The organism is Ruegeria sp. S84 (assembly GCF_056583445.1).
Window position 1 is genome coordinate 2,304,148 of the sequence record NZ_CM152618.1, and the last position, 22,024, is coordinate 2,326,171.

Below are 22,024 nucleotides of genomic sequence, written 5' to 3' on the forward strand. Positions count from 1 at the left end.
TTGGCGTGAATACAACGGGCCGAATTTACCGCAATCGTATCCTCGGAAGCAAATGAATTTCCGATTTGCGCCTAATTTGCATTGTGTGAACAAGTTCATTTGCGCGTTTCGCGTTTACCCCCTAATCTCCTGATTCAGGACGATATCGGGAGGATTCATTTGCCTGCCAGCTTTGGCGCTGTGTTTCTGTTGCTGTGCCTGCTTCAGATCAAACACATGTTCGCCGACTATTATTTACAGACGCCCAAGATGCTTTCCGGGCGAGGCACGTATTTCCACATGGGGCGCGCGCAACATGCTGCTGTGCATGTTGTGGGTTCGGTCGTGATTTTCGCGCTCTTTCGCGCCCCGATTGAATTCATACTGATCATCGCTGCGTTGGAATGGATCGTGCATTTCCACATCGACTTTGCCAAAGCCAACTATTCTGACCGCAAACAGCTGCAACCCAATCAGGCCGCTTTTTGGCGTGCCGCTGGTCTGGATCAGTTATTTCACAACCTTACTTATATTGGCATGGCCTGGGCTTGGGTGGCTTTCGCGGCTTAAGCTTCAGGGTACCACCGGTCGGTTCCGCTTGATCGTCCGCAGCACGACATTCGTTTGCGCGCTGGCGACGGCGGGCAATCGAAACAAGAAATCTTCCAGAAACGTGTTGTAAGCCGACAGGTTCCTGCACAAGACACGCAGATGATAATCCGCCTGACCTGTCGTGGCGTAGCATTCCTGCACTTCGGGGCTGATTTCGACGGCCCGGATGAAGTCAACAATCTTGTCCGGGTCATGCCGGGTCAGGTGAACATGCACTATTGCTTCGAACGTCAACCCCATCTCGGCAGGGTTCACCAAAGCGCCATACCGTTCGATCACCCCAGCCTCTTCGAGCGCGCGCACCCTGCGCCATAGGGCTGAGGCCGACATGCCGACTGCATCTGCCAATTCGGCATTTGAAACCCGGCTGTCATTTTGAAGCAGCGTCAGAATGCGGCGGTCCCGATCATCAAGAGTGGTCATCTTGGAAAGATTCATCCGTAATTTTAACTAAATCTGGTGAATTATATCATATTTTGCGGAACTCGCACAAACTCTGAAACAGAAATTCACCTGCGGGGGGTTAAAATAACCGAACACCAAAGACAAAAACCCATGGACGCGCAGCAATGAGCCACCACGAACCCTCCCCCCGCACCTATCGGCTTGAAGACCGCTATACCCTGACGCAGGGGCGGGTTTTTCTAACAGGCACGCAAGCCTTGGCGCGGATTATGATGGACCAGGCCCGACGCGACCGTCAGGCCGGGCTGAACACGGCGGGGTTTGTCTCGGGCTATCGCGGATCACCACTGGGCGGGCTGGATCTTGAGCTATGGCGTGCAAAGGACCGGCTGAAGACGGATCGCATCACGTTTATGCCCGCCGTGAACGAAGACCTCGGCGCAACGGCGGTTCTGGGTGCACAACAGGCCATTTTGGACCCGCATTGCGAGGTCGAGGGCATCTTTTCGATGTGGTACGGTAAAGGCCCCGGTGTCGACCGATCAGGCGATGCATTGAAACATGGGAATGCATATGGGTCTGCGCCAAAAGGTGGCGTACTGGTCGTGGCAGGCGATGATCATGGTTGCGTCAGTTCTTCGATGCCGCATCAGTCGGATGTGGCCTTCATGTCGTGGTTCATGCCGACATTGAACCCAGCCTCGGTCGAGGAATATTTGGAATTCGGCGAGTACGGGTTCGCTCTGTCCCGTTTCTCAGGCACCTGGGTCGGGTTCAAGGCGGTCTCGGAAACGGTCGAAAGCGCACGGTCCGTCGATCTGCACCCGGATCGCAGCTTTTCCCTGCCGCAGATCGACTTGCCCGAACGCGGCTTGCACGTCCGCACTGCCGATTTGCCCTCGCCCGAGATCGAGACCCGCATCCAGCACAAGTTGCGCGCCGTTCGGGCCTTTGCCGAAGAAAACCCCATCGACCGGCGTATTTATGACATCGACAACGCGAAGTTCGGCTTCGTGACCACCGGCAAGGGGCACCTCGATCTGATGGAGGCGCTGCGTTTGCTGGACCTTGATGAAGCCGCTTGCCGCCGCTTGGGGATCGACATCTACAAGGTTGGCATGGTCTGGCCGCTGGCCCGTCGCAACGCGTTGCGCTTTGTGAAAGGCAAGGCCGAGGTTCTGGTCGTCGAGGAAAAGCGCGGCATCATCGAAAGCCAGTTCAAAGAGTATTTCTATGACTGGCCCGGCGACAAACCCCATAAGATGGTAGGCAAATATGACAGCCATGGTGAGCCGTTGATCCCATGGACCGGGGAACTCAGCCCCTTGATGCTGGCCCCTATTGTCGCCGCCCGACTGAACACGTTCTTCCCGGAAGAACACCTGCCTGCCAAAGCGCGCGCGCTGACCGAGACGGAACCTCCCGTGATCAATGTCCCGGGCGCAACGCGAACGCCCTATTTCTGTTCGGGCTGTCCGCACAATACCTCAACCAAGGTGCCCGAAGGCTCCACCGCTGCCAGCGGCATTGGTTGTCATGTAATGGCATCTTGGATGGATCGCGAGACGGTCGGCTATGCACAGATGGGAGGCGAAGGCGTACCCCATGTGGTGGCCTCACAATTCAATGGCGGCAAGCATATCTTCCAGAACCTTGGCGAAGGAACGTGGTACCATTCGGGTTCGCTCGCGATCCGTCAGGCGGTCGCGGCCGGGACAAATATCACGTATAAAATACTCTACAATGATGCGGTCGCAATGACCGGAGGGCAACCAGTGGATGGACCTGTCAGCGTTGCAGGCATTGCGCAAACCTGCCGGGCCGAGGGGGTTGAGCGGATCGCGCTGGTCTCGGACAACATTGCCAAGTTTCACCGATCCGATTTCCCGGCTGGCACTACGTTCCACGACCGGGCAAAGATGGACAGCCTGCAACGCGAATTGCGCGACATTCCCGGTGTTACGGTCCTGATTTACGAACAGACCTGCGCCACCGAGAAACGCCGCCGCCGCAAGCGCGGTACGATGGAGGACCCCTCGACCTTCGTCTGGATCAATGATCTTGTCTGCGAAGGTTGCGGCGATTGTTCGGTCGCATCGAATTGCCTGAGCGTTGAGCCGCGAGAAACCCCGCTGGGGCGCAAGCGCAAGATCAACTTAAGTTCGTGCAACAAGGATTTTTCGTGCCTGAACGGATTCTGCCCAAGTTTCGTGACCGTTGCAGGCGCAACCCGGCGAAAGCGGGCCATAGATCTGGACCTCGACGCGCTTGAGGCAGACCTGCCAGACCCAAAGCTTCCGTCTTTGGACACACCGTTTGATCTGCTTGTGACAGGCGTGGGTGGCACTGGGGTTGTCACGGTTGGGGCCCTGATCACTATGGCCGCGCACCTGGAAGGCAAAGGTGCCTCGGTCCTGGATTTCACCGGATTTGCGCAGAAATTCGGCACGGTACTCAGTTATATCCGCCTTGGCGCAGCTCCGGATGCGCTTAACCAAGTACGCATAGATCAAGGCGCTGCGGATGCGGTGATTGGCTGTGATGTGGTGGTGAGTTCGGCCCCCAAAGCCTCAGCTCATTATGCCCGCGGGACACGCGTTGTGCTGAACAGGGCTGAGATGCCCACCGGCGATCTTGTCCTGCGTCGCGATGCCCAATTGCGGGTCGATAAGCGGGAACAGGCGATCGCAGATGTGGTTGGGGTGGACAATCTCGCCAGCCTTGACGCAAATGCAATAGCTGAGGCGCTACTGGGGGATTCCGTCTTCGCCAACGTCATTTTGCTGGGTTATGCATGGCAAAACGAGCTGGTTCCGGTATCGCATCCTGCATTGGCTCAGGCCATCTTGCTGAACGGTGTTGCCGTCGAAAAAAACCGGCTGGCCTTTGCTCTTGGGCGTTGTCTGGCGGCTGACCCCGACCGCATTCACGGGCTGGCACTACCCGAAGAGGCAAACGGCACCTTGGATCAGGTGATTGCGCGTCGGGTGGCGTTTTTGACAGATTATCATGATGCTGCATATGCGGATCGCTATGCGCAACAGATTGAAGCAATCCGCGCGTCGAACCCGAAAATATCCGACGATATTCTAGAATCCGTAGCCCGTAACCTGTTCCGCTTCATGGCCTATAAGGACGAGTTCGAAGTGGCCCGGCTGCAAACGTCCCAAAACTTCGACAACGAACTGAAGCAACAGTTCGAGGGAGATTTCAAAACCAGTTACCACTTCGCCCCGCCAATGCTCAGCTGGCGCAAGGACGAACGGGGCCGCCCCCTCAAGTTTGCACTGGGCCCATGGATGCGCCCGGTTCTGCGGGGACTGTCCCGTCTACGTGGTTTGCGCGGCTCGGTCCTGAACCCCTTCGGCTATCACTCCGAAGCGCGACTGCATCGAGATATCCTAAACTGGTACCAATCGCTGTTGGACATGTATCTGACAAACCCCTCCGCCCATTCCGAGGCCGAGTGGCTGGACGTGCTGTCAGCTGCGGACCAGATACGCGGTTTCGGTCCAGTACGGGAAGAAAGCTATGAGAACGCGCGCGCGATGGCGCGTTAACCAAGCACCGAGAAACTGCTATCGGTATTGACCGGTCGCTTGCGGGAATAGAAACCGGTGTTGATTGTGCGTCCAATGTAAGGCAGTTCAAACTGCATCGGCTTTTCGTCATGATCCGCACCGCCTTCGACGTAGTCGATCAGCGCAGCCATCATTTTGCCCGCAATCGGCGCGTTCTTGTATTGGTTACCGCTGGTGCCGCAGGCCATGTAAAACCCCGGCAGGCTGGACTTGTCATAGATCGGAATCCAGTCAGTCGAGGCATCATACAAATCCACCACTCCACGGGTTCTGGAGGGTATCCCCAAGCTAGGGACCCGTTGGGCATAACGCATGGCCTGCGTGGTCCATTGATCCGTAAAATCGTGGTTATAGCTTACATCATCTTCGCACCATTGATGCGGATCACAAGCCGGATCCTCGGAACCGATCAGAATATGCTTGCCATGTTCTGGACGGCAATACAGCGCGATATCACTATCCGAGACAATTGTTCCTTGCGATTCGAAATCAAATCCTTCGGGCGCGGGTAAATGTACCACCTCCTGCCGCAGCGGGCGGGTCCGAATTGTCATGTCGCCCAGAACCCCGGCCATTTCGTTGACAAGCGCTGACCCGGGACCGGCAACATTCACCACCACTTTGGCGTGGATTTCTTCACCAGAGGCAAGTCTGACACCTGCGACGCGCCCCTGCTGCGACAGGATTTCGCGCACGTCTGCGCCCGTTCGCACTTCGGCACCATGCAGCTTGGCGGCATCCATCAGGTTTTGCGCCGACAAGGCCGGATCGGTCACATAGCCTGCTTTCGGCCAGAACACTGCGCCCTGAATCCGATCTCCGTTCGGTTGGCCGAACTCCGGATCATCCATGCGCCGCGCCGGGGCAAAGCTGTCCAGAGAATAGATCGGCAGACGTTCGGTAATCCGCTCAGGTGTCCATTCTTCAAACGGACAATCCAGTTCGGCGCTGTACTTCTTATGTTTCTCAAGAAACCCATTGGCCTCGGTCTTGACGACCAAACAACCGGTCTCACGAAACTGCGCCAAATCGGCTGTGTCGGGCAAGCCCAGATAGTTCGCCCAATCACGCCAATAGTGATAGCCTTCCCAAGCGAACGCGGTTCCATCGAGGGTCGAATAATGCATCCGAATTATCGCGCAAGAGCCTGCGGTCGAGCCATGCCCAACCTGCGCATTGCGATCCAACGACAGAGTTTTCCAACCGGCCTTGGACATCTCGAACGCGATGGCGGCTCCGATCACACCGGTGCCAATGATGATTGCGTCAGGTTGGTTCATGTCCTGCCCCTTCCCAGAAACGTTTCGCATATGCGCTGAATTCGGTGATTTCCTCGGGTCGCGGTTCGACCCCTGTAAAAACATAAAGGTAGTGTGGAACCATCGACAGCCTGATCGCCAATGGTTCGTTTAACTGCGCCAGATCATATCCGATCTGCATATAATATAGCACCCGCGCCCGCGTCTCTGCCTCGGTCTCATCATAGTTGAACCGGATGAACATCGCGCGCAGCGCGGCCAGGCGACGGGCATCGGACTGGTCCAGCATACGCCGCACCTTTCCCGATCTTCGTGCCCAATCCCGCACAGCAAAATCAAGCGCCGTATCAAATAGTTCGGTATTCACAACGCAGCGCTGCACATTGCACACCGCAGCCGTGATCGTTTCAGCAGGCAATTCGGATTGCGCGATCAAGGCCGCCGTATTTGTCGCCTGCCATCGCGCCAGCAGCGCATCCAGCAATTCCTGCCGCGACTTGAAGTACCAGTAGAATGATGAGCGCGAGACCGCCATCCGCTCGGCAAGGTTCATGACTTTCACCTGCTCGACCCCGTCCGAAATCAGGACGTCCATGGCCACGTTCAGCCAATCATCGCGCGTGACCTTGACGTTACCAATCAGTGGCTCAGCTTCGGGATCGTCCCGGTGCAGGATGGGTTTGGTGTTCATTCAACTCTCCGGCGGTGCGCCGCCCTCTTCTGTACGGCGCGCTATGAAATCCTTCAACGCACCAAGGCGATCCGTATCTGATGCCGGTGCTTTGAAATTTGCCAGGATTTCCTTCCATACACCGGTCGCGCGATGGTTGGCGTCGATCGCGCCACGCTCGGTCCAGGTGCCAAAATTTGCGTAATCATGCAGGTGCGGCTCATAAAATGCGGTATTATAGCGCTCCATCGTCTGACTCGTGGCGAAGAAATGTCCGCTGGGTTCAACCTCGCTCAGCGCAGTATCAAACCCGATCTCTGCACCATTGGCCTGTGCCCCTGCACAAAGCTCGGCCACCATGTTCAACACCTCGGCATCGCAGATCATCTTCTCGAAGGATACTGTCAGGCCACCTTCGAGCCATCCGGCCGAATGAATGATCACCGTCGCCCCGGCCATCAGGCAGCCCCACAGGCCGAACTGGTTTTCATTGGCGGCCTGAACGTCGTTGATATTTGCCGCAGACCCCGCCGCAGACCGCCAGGGCAGGCCCAGATACCGGGCCAACTGGCCCGCCGCCAAAGACGCCTGAAAATGCGAGGGTGTCCCGAATGCAGGCGCCCCTGATTTCATGTCGACATTGCTGGTAAAGGTCCCATAGCACACCGGCGCACCGGGGTTGGTAAGCTGGGTCAGCGTCAAGGCCGCAAGCGCCTCGGCATGGGACAGCGTGATGGCCCCGGCCACCGTGATCGGAGCCATTGCGCCCATCAGGGTAAAGGGTGTGATGATCGACATCTGACCATGGCGCGCAAAGTCGATCAGCCCCTGAGCCATTGGAATATCCAGCGTCCGCGGGCTGTTGGTGTTGATAATCGTGTAACAATGGGCGTTAGCGCGGAACTCCTTGTCAGATAGACCTCGCGCCGTCGAGAGCATCTCGAAGCAGTCCATCACTTGCGGCGTGCCCCGCGAGAAGAAGAACGGGAACTTATCCGTCAGCTCCATCTGCGCTTGTGTAGTGAAATAGTGCCGCACATTGGTTGGCACGTCCTGCGGTTCGACCTGCGGCGAGATCATCTGGAAGACATCAAAGTGATGAGTGAGCTTTAGGAACTCCAGATAATCCTGCCCACTCGCTGGCCGCCGACCGCGTTCCAGATCGGTCGCGTTTGGAGCGCCAGCCCCGGGTTGGAACACCAAAGAGCCCAGCTCCAAAGTGAAATCCCGGTGCCGCGCGCCCGCCCGGCAGCCGATAGATTTCGGAGCTGAGGCCACCGCAGCCTCAACCATATCCCGCCCGATGAAGACCATTTCGCTGTCTTCATCCACGCGGGCGCCACCCTGCGCGTAGATTCGCCGCGCTTCGGGCAATAGAACTTTCACGCCCAACTCTTCCAGCGTGCGCAATGCGGTGTCGTGCATATCTGCAATCTGATCCGTCGGGAACACTTCCATCTGTGGAAACGGATTGCGCAACTGGCGATAATTCACCTCGCGACTAGATTGCGGGGCGGCATCGGTCCCGCGCCCGCGCCGTCGGCGTCTTTGGCCCAAGTCCGACATGGTCAACCTCGCATCGCTTTGCCCAGCGGGTCATAGGGCGACGGCGCAATCACGCGGGCCGGGCGTTCGACACCGACCACATGCACCGACAACTCGGTGTCTGGTTCAGCCTTGTCGCGGTCGACCAAAGCCATGGCCAGCGACTTGCCCGTGTAGTGGCCATAGCCACCCGAAGTCACAAAACCCACCCGCTCTTCCCCGGCCCAAATCGGTTCATACCCGCTGGCATCGGCGTCCAGCGCGTCAACCTCAAGCGTCACTTGAACTTGCGCCGGACCATTGCCATCGCGTTCAGCCAGCGCAGCCTCTTTGCCAACGAAATCCTTGTTCCAGTCGATCCAGCGGTCCATTCCGGTCATGCCTGGCGTGTAAAGCTGAGTGAATTCTGCAGACCAGATACCAAAGCTCTTCTCAAGCCGCGTCGACAGCATCGCGTTGAATCCGCATTCGCGGATACCGTCCCCGGCCCCGGCCTCTAGCAGCATCCGGCGCAGTTTGATGTGGTCGCCATAGCGGCAGTTTATCTCATACCCTTTTTCGCCCGTCACAGACATACGCGCCACACGGGCACGCACCAGACCGATATCAAAGTCGCCGCAGCCCATGAATTTCAGGCCTGAGATATCCTGTTCTGCCAGTTTCTCGACCACAGCCTGCGATTTCGGCCCAACCACGGCAAAACCGCAATATTCCTCGCCCAGATCGCGGATATTCACGGCGTCCATCATGTGATCATTGAACCAGCGCATATGCCATGCGCGCAGATAATAGCTGCCCATGATCCACCAGGTCCCGTCGCCCCAGTTCAGCACGGTCAGATCACCCTTGAGGCGACCGTTTTCACCCAGCATTGGAGCCAGCTTAGCACGCCCCGGTGCAGGCAGTTTCGACGCCATGATCCTGTCCAGCCAAGCCTCGGCATTTGGCCCAGTGACCTCAAAGCGCGAAAAGCCCGAGATATCCAGTAGTCCCACGCCTTCGCGGATGGTTTTGCACTCCTCAGCTACGATGTCGTGCGCGTTCGAGCGTTTCAGCGTCGGCGTCTCTTCAAAGCCCTTGGGCGCAAAGTAAAGCGGTACTTCCAGATCCCAGCTGACGCCCCATTTGCACCCCGCCTCGGTCATTGCATCATGGGCTGGGGCCATCTTCAGCGGGCGACCTGCGGGCAGTTGCTCGTTCGGGTAGGTCATCACGAAACGACGGGAATAGAACTGACCGGTTGTTTCGCGGATGTAGCGTTTGTTCTGAGCGAAATCGCCATAGCGCGCCACGTCCATAGGCCATGCGTCGGCCTCAGGCTCGCCATGGATCATCCATTCGGCCAGCGTCTTACCAACGCCGCCACCCTGCAGGAATCCGGCCATCACCGCACAAGCTGACCAATAACCGCGCTTGCCTGGGACCGGACCGACCAGCGGGTTACCATCGGGTGAGAAGGTGAACGCGCCGTTCACCCATGTTTTGATGCCAACATTCTGGATCGACGGGTACCGTTCAAAGCCCAGCGTCAGCTCGTTCTCGATCCGGTCGAGCTGTTCCTGGAACAATTCTTCACCGTAATTCCACGGCGCACCGTCCATAGCCCAGTGCTCGTGATCGACCTCGTAGATGCCCACCAGAACGCCCTTCTGGTCCTGTCGCATATAGGTGAAGCCTTCAAGATCAACCGTCATCGGCATCTCGAAATCCGCCTCGGCCACCTCAGGCACCGTATCGGTGATCAGATAGTGGTGTTTCAGCGGCGAAACCGGCAGCTCCACTCCGGCCATGCGCCCCACCTGTTTGGCCCAGAGGCCAGCGGCGTTGACCACATGTTCACAAGTGATAGTGCCTTTGTCGGTCACAACTTCCCAACCATCCGCAGTCTGCGTCAGGCTTTCGACCTTGGTTTCTTCGTAGTATTCCGCGCCACGTTTCTTGGCCGCTGTTGCATAAGCCTGAACCGTACCGGTTGTATCGATGTAACCTTCGCGATCCGCCCACATTGCGCCCAGCACGCCGTCGGTGGACATGATCGGGCAGCGTTTCTGCGCCTCCTCTGGCGACAACAACTCACAGTCGTCGATGCCGATAGACTGGAAAATGCGGTAGTTGGCCTGCAGCCACTCCCACCGTTCGGGCGTGCCCGCCAGCGTCAGGCCGCCGGTCATGTGCAGGCCGATATTTTGGCCCGATTCTTTTTCGATCTCGCTCAGCAGATCGATCGTATAGGCCTGCAGCGACGCCATGTTCGGATCTGCGTTCAGCGCATGGATGCCTCCCGCCGCGTGCCACGAAGACCCCGAGGCCAAACGCCGCCTCTCCAGCATGACCACATCTGACCAGCCAAACTTGGCGAGATGGTACAGAACCGAGGCGCCGACAACGCCGCCACCGATGACTACGACACGATACTGAGATTTCATCCTGCGCTCCCCTGCATGACTTGCAGAGGACGCTAGAGGCACTGTTCACTTCTGTCTAGACATTTCTGTACAGTTCGAGGGACAGCACCCGGATCAGCTTAAAGCCGGGCGCTCGGGCGTGTCTGAACGGCATCAAACCAGGCGCGTGTGGCCGTGTTCTTTTCTGGGATACGCATCTTGATGACACGTGCGAAATCGACAAACACAAATGTGGTGATGTCGGCCAGAGAGAACATATCACCCGCAACGAAACCGCTGACTTGCAGACGGGCTTCTAGCAAATCGAAGAAGGCGCGCACCCGCTCAGCCCCCCGCTGCGCTAGTTCAGGGATTTGGGCGTGGTTTGCAGGCCCGGTAATCGCGCGGTCTCTGAACGAAGGATGGGTGTTGCGCAAAGTTTCCGCGATTGGTGCGCCACATTGCTGTTCGGCGATGGCATTCCACATCAGAATTTCGCCTTTTTCATCCGGCGTATGCCCCATCAAGGCAGGTTCCGGAAAGCGCGCTTCGAGATAGGCGGCGATGCCAAGATTTTCGGTCAGCGTGGTGCCTTCATCCGTGACAAGAACAGGGATCGTTGCACCGGGGTTCACGGCCCGGAAGGCATCGCTAAACTGTTCACCTTTGGCGATTGAGATATCGCGGGTTTCAATCTCCAGCCCCTTTTCCGCAATAAACATCCGGGCACGGCGCGGGCTTGGCGCGGTTGAGCAATCGTAGAACAACATATTTGACGGTCCCCTCCAAAGCATCACACCTCAGACGTTAGACCGGCCCGGCACTACAGCGCGAGTCGGATCACACAGTGACCCTACGGCAGATCAACGCCGGTAGATGAAACAGCGCCCCTCCACCGCGCCTGCAGGCAGCGGCACTTCGGTCAGCGTTTCAAAATACATGCGATCGCTGGATACCATCAGCCCGCCCTGCGCCAGAAGCGGTTCGATCAAAGGTGAGACGAGGCGGGCAAAAGCATCATTCTTTTGCCGGTTGTGTCCCCCAAGATCGGCATGGATCAGACTGGCTGACGCGCCAAATCGCGTAACCGAAGCAGGCAATGTTTCGCGCACATCACCGAGAATCACCAGATCATCGGGCGGTGTCAGAATCGGGATGAGACGCAACGGCCCGTTCAAAAACATAAACAGGACGGTCCTGAATGTGCTTAACCATGTGGTGATATGTGCGCCCATTTCCCAATCCCAGCTCAAAAACCGGACCGGGCTGCCCCGTGGTCTGCGCGATGGCAAAGTCCAGACAAGCACGTTGCGAGACCATTCGGTCAATGAACAGATCCAATCGGCTTTGTTGCTCGGACACGGGGCACCTCTTTCAAAATCATTCGACACCAGTCGGGGGGCGATTGCGCCTTTGATGGCAAAAACTCAAGACTTTGTGTAGCCATACGGCCCGAGTTTCACGATTCCGCGACAATTCGGGTGAAGAAGGTGTTTGACTACGCCGCCCCAACCGCGCGAAACTGCTCAAAAAAGACAGGGAGTTCACAAAGCCGATGTTTTTTAGCGGCCAGACGGGTGGAAAACCCGCATGAGTGCGTTGTTGTCCGTTCGGGATCTCAGCATCGGCTTTGGCACGGGTCCATCCGTTGTCCAAGATGTCAGCTTCGAGGTCGAACCCGGGCAGACACTTGCATTGGTTGGAGAATCCGGTTCGGGCAAAACGATTTCCTGTCGCGCTGCACTGCGTATTCTGCCGCGTACCGCCCAGATCCGTAGCGGAACGATCACGCTGAACGATTCCAAAGGCACCGCTAATCTGATCGAACTGAGTGAAAGACAGATGCGTGGTATTCGCGGCAATCGGGTTTCTATGATTTTTCAGGAACCGATGCGATCTCTGTCACCGCTTCACAAAATCGGAAATCAGGTCAGCGAAGTTCTTTGGTTGCATCGCGGCGCATCCGATGCACAGGCCCGCAAAGAAGTTCTGACCCAGTTTGAGAGGGTTGGTTTCCCCGACCCTGCCCGCGCCTACGACAGCTATCCGTTCGAGCTGTCCGGCGGCATGCGCCAGCGTGCCATGATTGCCATGGCCATGGTGTCCAAGCCTGAATTGCTCATCGCGGACGAGCCGACAACAGCGCTGGATGTTACCACCCAAGCGCAGGTTCTTGGGCTGATCAAAGAGCTGCAGCGCGAGACCGGTATGGCGCTGATCCTTGTCACCCATGACCTGGGTGTAGTTGCTAACATGGCCGAGCGGGTGGTCGTCATGCACAAAGGCCGCGTGATGGAAGCTGGCCCGGCAGCACCAATTCTGAACGATCCGGCGCACCCCTATACGCAGCAGCTGTTCGACGCTGCGCCTGAGATACCCGATCAGGATGCCGTCGGCATACCGATGCCCGACGAGGACCTAATTCTGCAGATGACCGGGGTCTCAAAGACCTACACGATGCGATCGAGCAAAGGTTGGAAAGCCGACAAACTGATCCATGCCTGCCGGGGCGTAGATATGAAGCTGGCGCGCGGCAAGACGCTTGCAATCGTTGGCGAAAGCGGGTCTGGCAAAACAACCGCCGCCAGAATCGCTCTGGGCGCTGAACTGCCCGACCCGGGCGGCGAAGTTCTGTTCAGAACAACAAGGGATTCCGAACCGATAACGGTTCACAGTATGACACGGACCGAACGCACCGCGTTTCAGCGCAAGGCGCAAATGGTGTTTCAGGATCCCTATAGCTCTCTTAGCCCCCGTATGCGCATTCAGGATGCCATGACCGAGCCGTTGGAGATACACCGCCTCGGCACTGTGGCAGAGCAGCGCGACAAAGCGGCCGCGATGTTGCAGCGGGTCGGGCTGAATGCCGATATGCTCAAACGCTATCCGCATGCGTTTTCTGGTGGACAACGACAGCGCCTATCTATCGCCCGCGCGATGATGCTGGACCCGGCGCTGATTGTTTGTGACGAGCCAACCTCGGCGCTGGATGTATCCGTTCAAGAGCAAATTTTGACCCTGCTCGAAGAACTGCAGGACAGTCTGAACCTGTCTTACCTGTTCATCTCACATGATCTGGCCGTCGTCGCGCGCATTGCCGACGAGGTCGCCGTCATGCGCCGGGGTCTTGTGGTGGAACAAGCCCCACCCGAAACTCTGTTCTACAATCCACGTCATCCCTATACCAAGGCACTGATTGCCGCCCAGCCGGAACCAGATATCAATCGCCCGATTGATCTGAAACTGGTTGCGTTAGGTGCCGGTTCTCCCGACAGTTGGGATGACGCCTTTCGATTTTCCGACTCCGTGATACCTTCTTTGGTAGAGTTGGAGCCCGGCCATAAGGTACGTTGCCATGTTTAAGACCACTCACCGATTGATTCTGGCCGCGTCGCTGGCCATCGCAGGAATGCTGCCCGCTGTGGCAGAAATTCCGTCTAATCTTCAGGAAAACGCGTTCTGGCAAACCGAGGTTGAAAGCGGCGACCTGCCACCGGTTGCTGAACGTATTCCGCAAGATCCGCTGATCGTGGACTTAGCCGCCAAAGGTCGCGAATTCGGCGTACCCGGCGGTACACTGCGCACGATGGTCACCCGGTCCAAAGACATTCGGCAAATGGTGGTCTATGGCTACGCAAGGCTTGTGGGCTTCGATCAGGATTACAACATCGTCCCGGATTTGCTGGCTTCTTTCGAAAACGAAGACAATCGCAAATTTACTTTGAACCTGCGACCCGGCCACAAATGGTCAAACGGATCCGCGTTCACATCCGAAGACTTCCGGTATTGGTGGGAGGATGTGGCCAACAACGAATTGCTCAGCCCTTCAGGCCCACCAGATTTCCTGCTGGTTGAAGGCAAAACACCCACCGTCACCTTCCCCGACGAAACAACGGTTGTATTCGAATGGGATGACCCCAACCCGAATTTCCTGCAATCACTTGCTCAGGCGCGGCCGCCCTTTATCTATCGCCCGTCTGAGTTCCTTAAGCAATATCACGAGAAGTTTGCAGACCCCGAAGAACTGGCATTCAAGGTCGAAGATGCGCGGGTAAAAAGCTGGGCGGCGCTGCATAACAAGTTGGACAATCTATATAAGTACGACAATCATGAACTTCCGACGTTGCAACCATGGCTCAACGCAAGTTCGGGCAAGAAAATCCGGCACAACTTTGTCCGTAACCCTTATTACCATCGGGTGGATTCAAATGGGGTTCAGCTGCCCTATATCGACGTAGTCGAAATGGAAATCGTCGCACCGGGTTTGGTCGCGGCCAAAGCAAATGCGGGTGAAACCGACTTGCAAGGTCGCGGATTGGCATTCCGCGATGCCTCGATCTTGAAAAAGGGCGAGGCTGAAGGTGGATACAAGACGCTTTTGTGGAAAACAGGCGTCGCGTCGCAGATCGCGATTTATCCCAATTTGAATTACACTGACGATGCGTGGCGCGAGGTTCTGCGCGATGTACGTGTACGCAGGGCACTGTCGCTCGCCATTGATCGCAAGACGATCAATCAGGCGCTCTATTTCAAGCTGGCCCAACCCGGCGCTATGTCGGTTCTGCCCGCATCGCCCTTCTACGACGAAGCGAATGCGCAGGCTTGGGCACAGTATGACATCGACAAGGCGAATGCTCTGCTTGATGAGGCTGGGCTGACCGAGCGTGACAAAGATGGTATCCGACTGTTGCCCGACGGGCGTCCGATGGAGCTGATCATCGAAACCGCCGGTGAGCGGCAAGAGGTTGAAAATGCCCTGCAGATCGTCACGGATACCTGGCGTGAGATAGGAGTCGAACTGGTCATGCGACCATTAGATCGAGACATTCTGCGCAACCGGGTCTTCTCGGGCAATACAATGGCGTCGGTCTGGTTCGGCTGGGATGATGGCATTCCGCAAAGCCACACATCGCCGGCCTATCTCGCCCCGACCGATCAGGTCTTTCTGGCATGGCCTAAATGGGGCCAATACTATCAGACAAATGGAGGGTCGGGCGAACCACCAGACATGCCCGAGGCCGAACTTCTCATGAAGCTTGCCCACGATTGGGAAATCGCCTCCACGGATGAAGAACGCAGCGCTGTTTGGTCTGAGATGCTGAAAATTCACGCCGACCAGCTTTATGCGATCGGTATCCTGAACGGCGCACCGCAGCCTATTGTCGTGTCGAACCGCCTGCGCAATGTGCCTGAGCAGGCCATGTGGGCATGGGAACCCGGCGCACATTTCGGCATTCACCGTCCCGACGAGTTCTTCTTCGCCGACTAATTCAGGAGCAGCTAAATGGTCATGCTGCGCTACGCGGTGTATCGCTTTTTCACGATGCTGCTGACATTGCTGGTGGTGTCGGTTCTGATTTTCGTGATCATCAACCTGCCCCCCGGCGACTATCTCAGCAACCAGATCGCCGAACTGCAGGCTTCAGGACAGTCCGCCGGTGTCGCCAAGGCCGAGTTTCTGCGCAAGGAATACTCATTGGACCGGTCGTTGCCCGAGCAGTACCTGATCTGGATGGGCTTCTGGCCCGGACCGCATGGGTTCGAGGGCCTGTTACAGGGCAATTATGGCTGGTCCTTCGAATTCGACCGCCCCGTGCGCGAGATCGTGGGCGATACGCTGTGGTTGACGGTTGTGGTCAATCTGGCCGCCATTCTATTCGTCTATGCCGTTGCTCTGCCATTGGGGGTCATCGCTGCGGCCAGATCACGGACGTGGATTGACTATACCTCGGCCTTTGTAGGCTATCTGGGTCTTGCGACCCCGAACTTCCTGTTGGCGCTGATCCTATTCTACTATGGCCATCGCTATTTCAACCTGCCCATCGGCGGACTGATGGACCCTTCCTTTGAGGGACAACCGATGAGTTGGGACAAGTTGAAATCCATCCTTGTCCACCTGATCGTTCCGACCTTCGTCATCGGAACCTCGGGTGCTTCGGCCATGATGCAGCGCCTGCGCGCCAATATGCTGGATGAACTAGGGAAACCTTATGTCGAAACAGCAATCGCCAAGGGCATGTCCCCATCGCGGATGCTGACGAAATACCCATTGCGCGTGGCCTTCAACCCGTTTGTCGCCGACATTGGAAACCTGCTGCCCTCGATGGTTTCCGGGTCGGTTTTGGTCTCGGTAGTTCTGGGTCTGCAAACAATCGGCCCGACCCTGCTGACTGCCTTGAAAACGCAGGACCAGTTCCTGTCGGCCTTCATTCTTATGTTCGTGGCTCTGCTGACGCTGATCGGCACCATGATTTCCGATATCCTGCTGGTCATGCTTGATCCGCGCATTCGTTACGAGGGGCGCGAAGCATGACCGATAAACCCGATGGTCGCTATGTCGACGACGCGCCATTTGACCCGCAGGCCTCTATTCAGCAGCTTGAGCGCGCAGATCTCGATGCCCCTAATTGGGTGCTGGTCTGGCGCAAGTTCAGGACCCACAAGCTGGGTCTGATTTCTGGCCTCTTCTTACTGCTCTGCTACTTGATGCTGCCTTTTGCGGGCTTTATTGCCCCCTACGGCCCCAATGATCGGAACGGAGAGCACCTGTATGCTCCACCCCAGTCGGTCAACTGGTTTCATGAGGGGAAGTTCATCGGCCCCTACGTTTATCCAATAGTTGCAGAGGCGGACCTTGAAACTTTCCAGTGGAAATTCGTCGCTGACACGGAAGACCCGCGCCCAATCCGGTTCTTCTGCGAAGGGTCAGAATACAAACTCGCAGGCCTGATAAAATCCGATACGCACCTGTTTTGCGCACCCGAAGGGGCCACGCTGTTTCTGTGGGGCTCGGACCGTCTGGGCCGCGATGTATTCAGCCGCATCCTATATGGCGCGCAACTGTCGCTGACAGTGGGCCTGATCGGCATTTCGGTATCCTTCTTCCTCGGCATCCTGTTCGGGTCAATGGCCGGGTATTTCGGAGGGCGCATCGACTGGACCATCAACCGTGTGATCGAAATCTTGCGCTCTCTGCCGGAACTTCCCCTCTGGCTGGCCTTATCCGCCGCGGTGCCATCAAATTGGAGCCCGGTCGCGGTATTCTTCATCATCTCGATCATCCTCGGTATTCTCGATTGGCCAGGCCTTGCCCGATCTGTCCGCGCAAAATTCCTGTCTCTCAGGGAAGAGGAATACGTACGTGCGGCCGAGATGATGGGCGCAAGTTCCGGTCGTGTGATCCGAAAGCACCTGCTACCCAATTTCATGTCGCATCTGATTGCCTCGGCCACGCTATCAATCCCTGCGATGATCTTGGGCGAAACCGCCCTCAGCTTCCTTGGCCTTGGACTGCGGGCCCCGGCGGTCAGTTGGGGCGTGATGCTGAACGATGCGCAGAACCTCGCCTCAATCGAAATCTATCCATGGACCGCGATCCCGATGCTGCCAATCATCGTCGTCGTGCTGGCCTTCAACTTCCTTGGCGACGGGTTGCGCGACAGCCTTGATCCCTATCAGCAATGAGCTTGCTGTCCGCCCTCCCCTCACCTGACACCTACAGGGTCAATGGGGCGGGTGCGCGGCCCAGCGCCTTTGCGGTCTCGGAACTGGCGACGGCCAGTTTTGCGGCAGTCGGGCAGGAGCTGTCGCGCCTTGTGACAGCCTTGAACCTGGCGCCAGCGCCTCCGGAGGTGGCCGTAGATCATCGACTGGCCTCCTTGTGGTATGGCTTTTCCTTCAAACCCGAAGGGTGGGATATGCCCAGCCTTTGGGACGCGATTGCTGGCGACTATCAGGCCTCTGATGGGTGGATCAGGCTACACACCAACCTGCCCAGTCATCGCGCCGCCGCCCTGAACGTTTTGCAAGTCGCGTCGGACCGTGCGCTGGTATCGCGCGCGGTTCGGGATTGGAGCATCTCTGAACTGGAAGCCGCGATTGTCGCCGAGGGCGGCGTCGCTGCCGCAATGCGCAGCCGCTCTGAGTGGCATGACCATCCGCAAGGACGCATATTGGCCCGCGAGCCGTTGATCGGATGGCAGGGGCCACGCAATATTCAACTACGTGATCGGCCTCAGGCGACTGCCGCGCGACCTCTTGCTGGGCTGCGTGTGCTCGATCTGACCCGCATTCTGGCCGGGCCAGTCTCGACACGAACACTTGCGGGTTTTGGCGCCGAGGTCCTGAGGATCGATCCACCCGGCTGGGATGAACCTGGCGTCATTCCTGACATTTCTCTCGGCAAGCACTGCGCCTATCTGAACCTGAAATCACCCGATGGAAAAGCAAAACTGCAAGAGCTGCTGGCCCAAGCGGACATACTTGTCCACGGGTATCGGCCCGGCGCTTTGGACGCACTCGGTCTGGGTAAAAACACGCGGGATCAGCTCGCCCCCAACAGGGTTGAAGTCACGCTAGACGCCTATGGCTGGCAAGGACCTTGGGCAGCGCGCCGCGGTTTTGACAGCCTTGTACAGATGAGTTCCGGAATCGCACATGCAGGGATGGGTTGGGCGGGGGCCGACAAGCCAACTCCGTTGCCTGTTCAGGCACTGGATCACGCAACTGGCTACTTGATGGCAGCCGCCCTGCTCTCGGCGCTCGCCGAAGCCGCATCCGGTCAGGCCGTCATGGATGCCCGGCTCTCGCTGGCGCGCACCGCCGAATTGCTGGCCACCCTCGCCAAGAGCGAGCCCGGTGACGAAATTACCGAGTCGCTGCCTGTCGATTATGCGGATGCGCTCGAACCTTCCGGGTGGGGGCCCGGCTATCGATTGAAGCCGGCGCTAACCGTTGGATCCGCAAAGATGCACTGGGCTTTGCCTGCGTCCAAACTGGGAACTTCGCAGCCCACTTGGCCGTCACTTACCGCTTAAAGCTGCCGCCGCGCGGGACGCGCGGCCCGGCCCAACGCTTTGGTTGACGTCTCGCCAGAGACGCAAACCAAAGGGGCGGGAGCCCTCCTAGCGATCATCGCCACCGCCGGGGCCGATATCGTCCAGATAGTCTTCGTCAATCGCGGCCTGAACGGCCCCTGTGACAGCCTCGCGTTGTTTGGGAGTCAGGTCCTCGGCCTCTTTGTCATCCGCCAGTCGCACGGTGACTTCCCGATGCGCAAACCGGATGCCTTCACGGGCAAACAGCTCACGAATATCCTGATAGACTTTCTTGCGCACCAGCCACTGATCACCCGGTTTGGTCATGAACTTGACCCGGATAATCATCGCCGAATCCTGCATCTCGATCACACCCTGCGATTTCAGCGGCTGAATGAAGTTATCACCAATCACCGGATCGCTCAGCAGCTCCTGACCCAGCTTCTTGATCAGCTTCCGCACCTTTTCGACATCGGTGTCATAGGTCACCCGCAACGGCAGCTTCATGATTACCCAGTCGCGGGAATAGTTTGTCAGAACCTTGATCTCTCCAAATGGGATCGTGTTGAGCGCACCAAGGTGGTGGCGCAGTTGGAAGGACCGGACCGATATCTTTTCGACCGTCCCTTTCACATCACCAATGTCGATGTATTCACCCTTTCGGAAAGCATCATCCATCAGGAAGAACGCACCCGAGAAGATGTCGCGGACCAAGGTTTGCGACCCGAAACCAACGGCCAGACCCACAACACCTGCACCGGCAAACAGCGGGCTGACATTGATCCCCAGTTCCATCAATACAATCAGCGCGATGGTCACAACGACCACAGCCAGAATGGCCCCGCGGAACAGAGGCAACAAAGTTGCAAGACGGCTCTGCCCGCCTTCGCCTCCTTCGTCGCCCAGCTCGGCTTCAGCACCGCCGTCATCCGTCTCTTCCGCGATCTTGCTATCTATCCAGACGCGGAAGAAGTGAAACAGAATGTAACCCATAAACAGGATCACCATCACATCCAGCGCCCGCTCGATAGGCAAGTCATCCGACCAATTGGCCTGCGGGTTCCATATCACTACCAGCGCATAGAGCCCCACCACAAAGGCCAGAATGCCTGCCACACGACGGGCAAGGTCTTCGTACGTCAGAATGGCGTGTTTGCGCTTTTTGGCCTGCGGCGTATCAGCCACCAGCTCATCCTCGATCTGCTCAGCCGCTTCTGCGTCGGCATTCATCACCTCAATTCTGCGATTGCGATCAAAATACCTTTCAAGCAGATAGTTCATCGCGCCGTAGGCCACGACGACGGACATAAAGATGGCATAGCTGCTGGCCACGATCGGGATCGAATCCTGAACCTCGAGCACCAGATCAACGGCCAGTTTGAACCAGCTGAACACCATATAAAGCACCAGAACCGGCGCCCAGGCGAAAGAGATGAACTTCAGTATCCAAGACACCTGATCCGGAGCACGCCCGCCACGAATAGCGTTCGAGATCGCGCGTGCATTGAACAGGATCATCAGTATGTTGCCCAGCGCCCCGATCAGCGTCAGGCTACCATAGACCATGGCATAGACGTTATAGTTCAGCCCAAAATCCGCGACCCATGTCGAGAACAGAACAACCGAGATGTCATAGGTCGCCAGTGCTGACGCCCAAACATACAGGCGCTTGGCGTCCCGGTCTGAAAAAGGCGGCAGGCGATACTGGCTGAGGTAAGGCGACAGAACCATCCGCCACAAGTCCGAGACGGTGCGAGAGAGGAAGAATGCGGTAAAGATTGCCGTAACAGTAAACTGGATTGATATGTCTTCCGCTTCACCAAAGAACAGATAGCCAACGATCAGCGCCATGAGCATGGCAAAGATCGTTCCGCCAATGCCCATCACGAAACGATACACAAGGAAAGGCATCTTTTCACGATAGCCAACCGGGTTTTCCTTGATGCGCGCAACCACCAAACGCTTCGCGATGCGCTTGCCGTAGATTTCGATCGACAACCAACGCCCCAGCAAAAGGAACAACACGTTCAGGACCAACACCTCGACATAGGTCTGAATCCGCCCGTCCGGACTGGTCTGTCTGAGGATGTATTGGACCTCAAAGACCGAATAGGGCAGCGCCTCCATCCGCGAGCGTACGGAATCCCGGAACTTTGAGAACCGCTCTTGCGCCTTCATCAGCTGAGAACCCTCAGCCATGTGATCAATGCTATCTGCCTCTGGCGTCGCGTCGGCGCTATTGCCCGCTGCCGATACAACCTGCCCGGCGCTGTCGATTACGATTACGCTTGCGCCCGCCTCGGAAGCGGATCGAATGGCCGCCGCCAGATCGCTGTCAGCGGCAGAGCTTGAAGAACCGGTTTCCTCGCTTGATCCTATTGGGTATCCTGGAATAAGCGAAGTTTGCGCAACCGCGTCGGTTGCACTGGCCAGCATTGCCGCCCAAATCACCAAAATCAGCCCGGCCAGAACATTCGTTTTCATCGTATATCGCATCCAATTCGTAGCTGCGTCCAAGACTATAGAACCTCAGAAGGCTGTTCAAATCATCCGCACACGCGGTGTCAACATCGTGAGAGCCCGTGTTCCTGACGCAATGGATGGGATAAAGTGTTTCCAAGACAACAAAAATTGAATATGACCGCCTGAGGCGTCCAGCCTCCGAATTGGCTTGTGCATGAAGAACCATCGGCCTGCATATCGCAAGGTGCGCCTGTTGCCGGCGGTGGCATTATGCTGTTGCCAATTCGCAATGTTTGGCGCATTTGGACGG

The 22,024-nt window shown here is 57.3% G+C and carries 14 protein-coding genes and 1 pseudogene; 7 read left to right on the forward strand and 8 right to left on the reverse strand.

The genetic code is table 11. The features are described from left to right. Positions 1 to 159 precede the first annotated feature (159 nt). Positions 160 to 549 carry a DUF3307 domain-containing protein gene (locus tag AC1DFB_RS11595; protein WP_170397621.1) on the forward strand — a complete coding sequence of 130 codons (390 nt, stop codon included), beginning with the start codon at positions 160 to 162 and terminating at the stop codon, positions 547 to 549. Between the two features lie 3 nt (positions 550 to 552). Here the strand turns inward: AC1DFB_RS11595 and AC1DFB_RS11600 are convergent, their stop codons facing one another. Beyond that, positions 553 to 1,014, reverse strand: coding sequence for an Lrp/AsnC family transcriptional regulator (locus AC1DFB_RS11600; RefSeq protein ID WP_170511280.1), 462 nt, complete (start codon positions 1,012 to 1,014; stop codon positions 553 to 555). 146 nt (positions 1,015 to 1,160) lie between these two features. Here AC1DFB_RS11600 and AC1DFB_RS11605 point away from each other — a divergent pair, with 146 nt between their 5' ends. Next, positions 1,161 to 4,556 carry an indolepyruvate ferredoxin oxidoreductase family protein gene (locus AC1DFB_RS11605; protein WP_480921292.1) on the forward strand — a complete coding sequence of 1,132 codons (3,396 nt, stop codon included), beginning with the start codon at positions 1,161 to 1,163 and terminating at the stop codon, positions 4,554 to 4,556. On the opposite strand, the gene AC1DFB_RS11610 is transcribed toward AC1DFB_RS11605, so the two are convergent. The 6 genes and pseudogenes from AC1DFB_RS11610 to AC1DFB_RS11635 form a co-directional block, all read right to left on the reverse strand. After that, the gene (locus tag AC1DFB_RS11610) at positions 4,553 to 5,857 is read right to left on the reverse strand and encodes an NAD(P)/FAD-dependent oxidoreductase (protein ID WP_480921293.1); all 1,305 of its coding nucleotides are present in this window, start codon (positions 5,855 to 5,857) and stop codon (positions 4,553 to 4,555) included. The two genes, AC1DFB_RS11605 and AC1DFB_RS11610, sit on opposite strands and share 4 nt — an antisense overlap. Further along, entirely contained in the window at positions 5,844 to 6,527 is a 684-nt protein-coding gene (locus tag AC1DFB_RS11615; RefSeq protein ID WP_170397633.1) for a TetR/AcrR family transcriptional regulator, read from the reverse strand. The genes AC1DFB_RS11610 and AC1DFB_RS11615 overlap by 14 nt, the downstream gene beginning before the upstream one ends. Then, positions 6,528 to 8,072, reverse strand: coding sequence for a trimethylamine methyltransferase family protein (locus AC1DFB_RS11620; RefSeq protein ID WP_170663919.1), 1,545 nt, complete (start codon positions 8,070 to 8,072; stop codon positions 6,528 to 6,530). 2 nt (positions 8,073 to 8,074) lie between these two features. Next, positions 8,075 to 10,477: a GcvT family protein gene (locus tag AC1DFB_RS11625; protein ID WP_480921294.1), complete on the reverse strand. Its 2,403-nt coding sequence runs from the start codon at positions 10,475 to 10,477 to the stop codon at positions 8,075 to 8,077. Positions 10,478 to 10,575: 98 nt separating this feature from the next. Continuing rightward, positions 10,576 to 11,205: a glutathione S-transferase gene (locus AC1DFB_RS11630; protein WP_170511511.1), complete on the reverse strand. Its 630-nt coding sequence runs from the start codon at positions 11,203 to 11,205 to the stop codon at positions 10,576 to 10,578. Between the two features lie 93 nt (positions 11,206 to 11,298). Beyond that, positions 11,299 to 11,755, reverse strand: a pseudogene (locus tag AC1DFB_RS11635) (class I SAM-dependent methyltransferase). A gap of 270 nt (positions 11,756 to 12,025) precedes the next feature. On the opposite strand from AC1DFB_RS11635, the gene AC1DFB_RS11640 reads away from it, so the two are divergent. From AC1DFB_RS11640 to AC1DFB_RS11660, 5 genes are read left to right on the forward strand one after another with little or no spacing between them, the layout of a single operon-like run. Then, a complete protein-coding gene (locus AC1DFB_RS11640) occupies positions 12,026 to 13,798 on the forward strand; it encodes an ABC transporter ATP-binding protein (RefSeq protein WP_170397648.1) in 1,773 nt (590 codons plus the stop codon). Further along, on the forward strand, positions 13,791 to 15,704 hold the full coding sequence (locus tag AC1DFB_RS11645) for an ABC transporter substrate-binding protein (protein ID WP_480921295.1): 1,914 nt from the start codon (positions 13,791 to 13,793) through the stop codon (positions 15,702 to 15,704). Before AC1DFB_RS11640 ends, AC1DFB_RS11645 begins: the two co-directional genes overlap by 8 nt. 15 nt (positions 15,705 to 15,719) lie before the next feature. Then, positions 15,720 to 16,748, forward strand: coding sequence for an ABC transporter permease (locus AC1DFB_RS11650; protein WP_170397654.1), 1,029 nt, complete (start codon positions 15,720 to 15,722; stop codon positions 16,746 to 16,748). Continuing rightward, positions 16,745 to 17,899, forward strand: a complete 1,155-nt coding sequence (locus AC1DFB_RS11655) for an ABC transporter permease (RefSeq protein WP_170397657.1) — start codon at positions 16,745 to 16,747, stop codon at positions 17,897 to 17,899. Before AC1DFB_RS11650 ends, AC1DFB_RS11655 begins: the two co-directional genes overlap by 4 nt. Continuing rightward, complete coding sequence (locus AC1DFB_RS11660; RefSeq protein WP_170736588.1) at positions 17,896 to 19,251, forward strand: CoA transferase; 1,356 nt, start codon at positions 17,896 to 17,898, stop codon at positions 19,249 to 19,251. The genes AC1DFB_RS11655 and AC1DFB_RS11660 overlap by 4 nt, the downstream gene beginning before the upstream one ends. A gap of 87 nt (positions 19,252 to 19,338) precedes the next feature. On the opposite strand, the gene AC1DFB_RS11665 is transcribed toward AC1DFB_RS11660, so the two are convergent. Beyond that, a complete protein-coding gene (locus tag AC1DFB_RS11665) occupies positions 19,339 to 21,735 on the reverse strand; it encodes a mechanosensitive ion channel family protein (protein WP_480921296.1) in 2,397 nt (798 codons plus the stop codon). Positions 21,736 to 22,024: the final 289 nt, after the last annotated feature.

What these genes read in the sequence shown, in the direction of transcription:
- AC1DFB_RS11620 (WP_170663919.1), bottom strand. Translation starts at nt 8,072, where the DNA reads ATGTCGGACTTGGGCCAAAGACGCCGACGGCGCGGGCGCGGGACCGAT.
- AC1DFB_RS11605 (WP_480921292.1), top strand. Translation starts at nt 1,161, where the DNA reads ATGAGCCACCACGAACCCTCCCCCCGCACCTATCGGCTTGAAGACCGC.
- AC1DFB_RS11610 (WP_480921293.1), bottom strand. Translation starts at nt 5,857, where the DNA reads ATGAACCAACCTGACGCAATCATCATTGGCACCGGTGTGATCGGAGCC.
- AC1DFB_RS11645 (WP_480921295.1), top strand. Translation starts at nt 13,791, where the DNA reads ATGTTTAAGACCACTCACCGATTGATTCTGGCCGCGTCGCTGGCCATC.
- AC1DFB_RS11615 (WP_170397633.1), bottom strand. Translation starts at nt 6,527, where the DNA reads ATGAACACCAAACCCATCCTGCACCGGGACGATCCCGAAGCTGAGCCA.
- AC1DFB_RS11600 (WP_170511280.1), bottom strand. Translation starts at nt 1,014, where the DNA reads ATGACCACTCTTGATGATCGGGACCGCCGCATTCTGACGCTGCTTCAA.
- AC1DFB_RS11655 (WP_170397657.1), top strand. Translation starts at nt 16,745, where the DNA reads ATGACCGATAAACCCGATGGTCGCTATGTCGACGACGCGCCATTTGAC.
- AC1DFB_RS11660 (WP_170736588.1), top strand. Translation starts at nt 17,896, where the DNA reads ATGAGCTTGCTGTCCGCCCTCCCCTCACCTGACACCTACAGGGTCAAT.
- AC1DFB_RS11665 (WP_480921296.1), bottom strand. Translation starts at nt 21,735, where the DNA reads ATGAAAACGAATGTTCTGGCCGGGCTGATTTTGGTGATTTGGGCGGCA.
- AC1DFB_RS11630 (WP_170511511.1), bottom strand. Translation starts at nt 11,205, where the DNA reads ATGTTGTTCTACGATTGCTCAACCGCGCCAAGCCCGCGCCGTGCCCGG.
- AC1DFB_RS11650 (WP_170397654.1), top strand. Translation starts at nt 15,720, where the DNA reads ATGGTCATGCTGCGCTACGCGGTGTATCGCTTTTTCACGATGCTGCTG.
- AC1DFB_RS11640 (WP_170397648.1), top strand. Translation starts at nt 12,026, where the DNA reads ATGAGTGCGTTGTTGTCCGTTCGGGATCTCAGCATCGGCTTTGGCACG.
- AC1DFB_RS11625 (WP_480921294.1), bottom strand. Translation starts at nt 10,477, where the DNA reads ATGAAATCTCAGTATCGTGTCGTAGTCATCGGTGGCGGCGTTGTCGGC.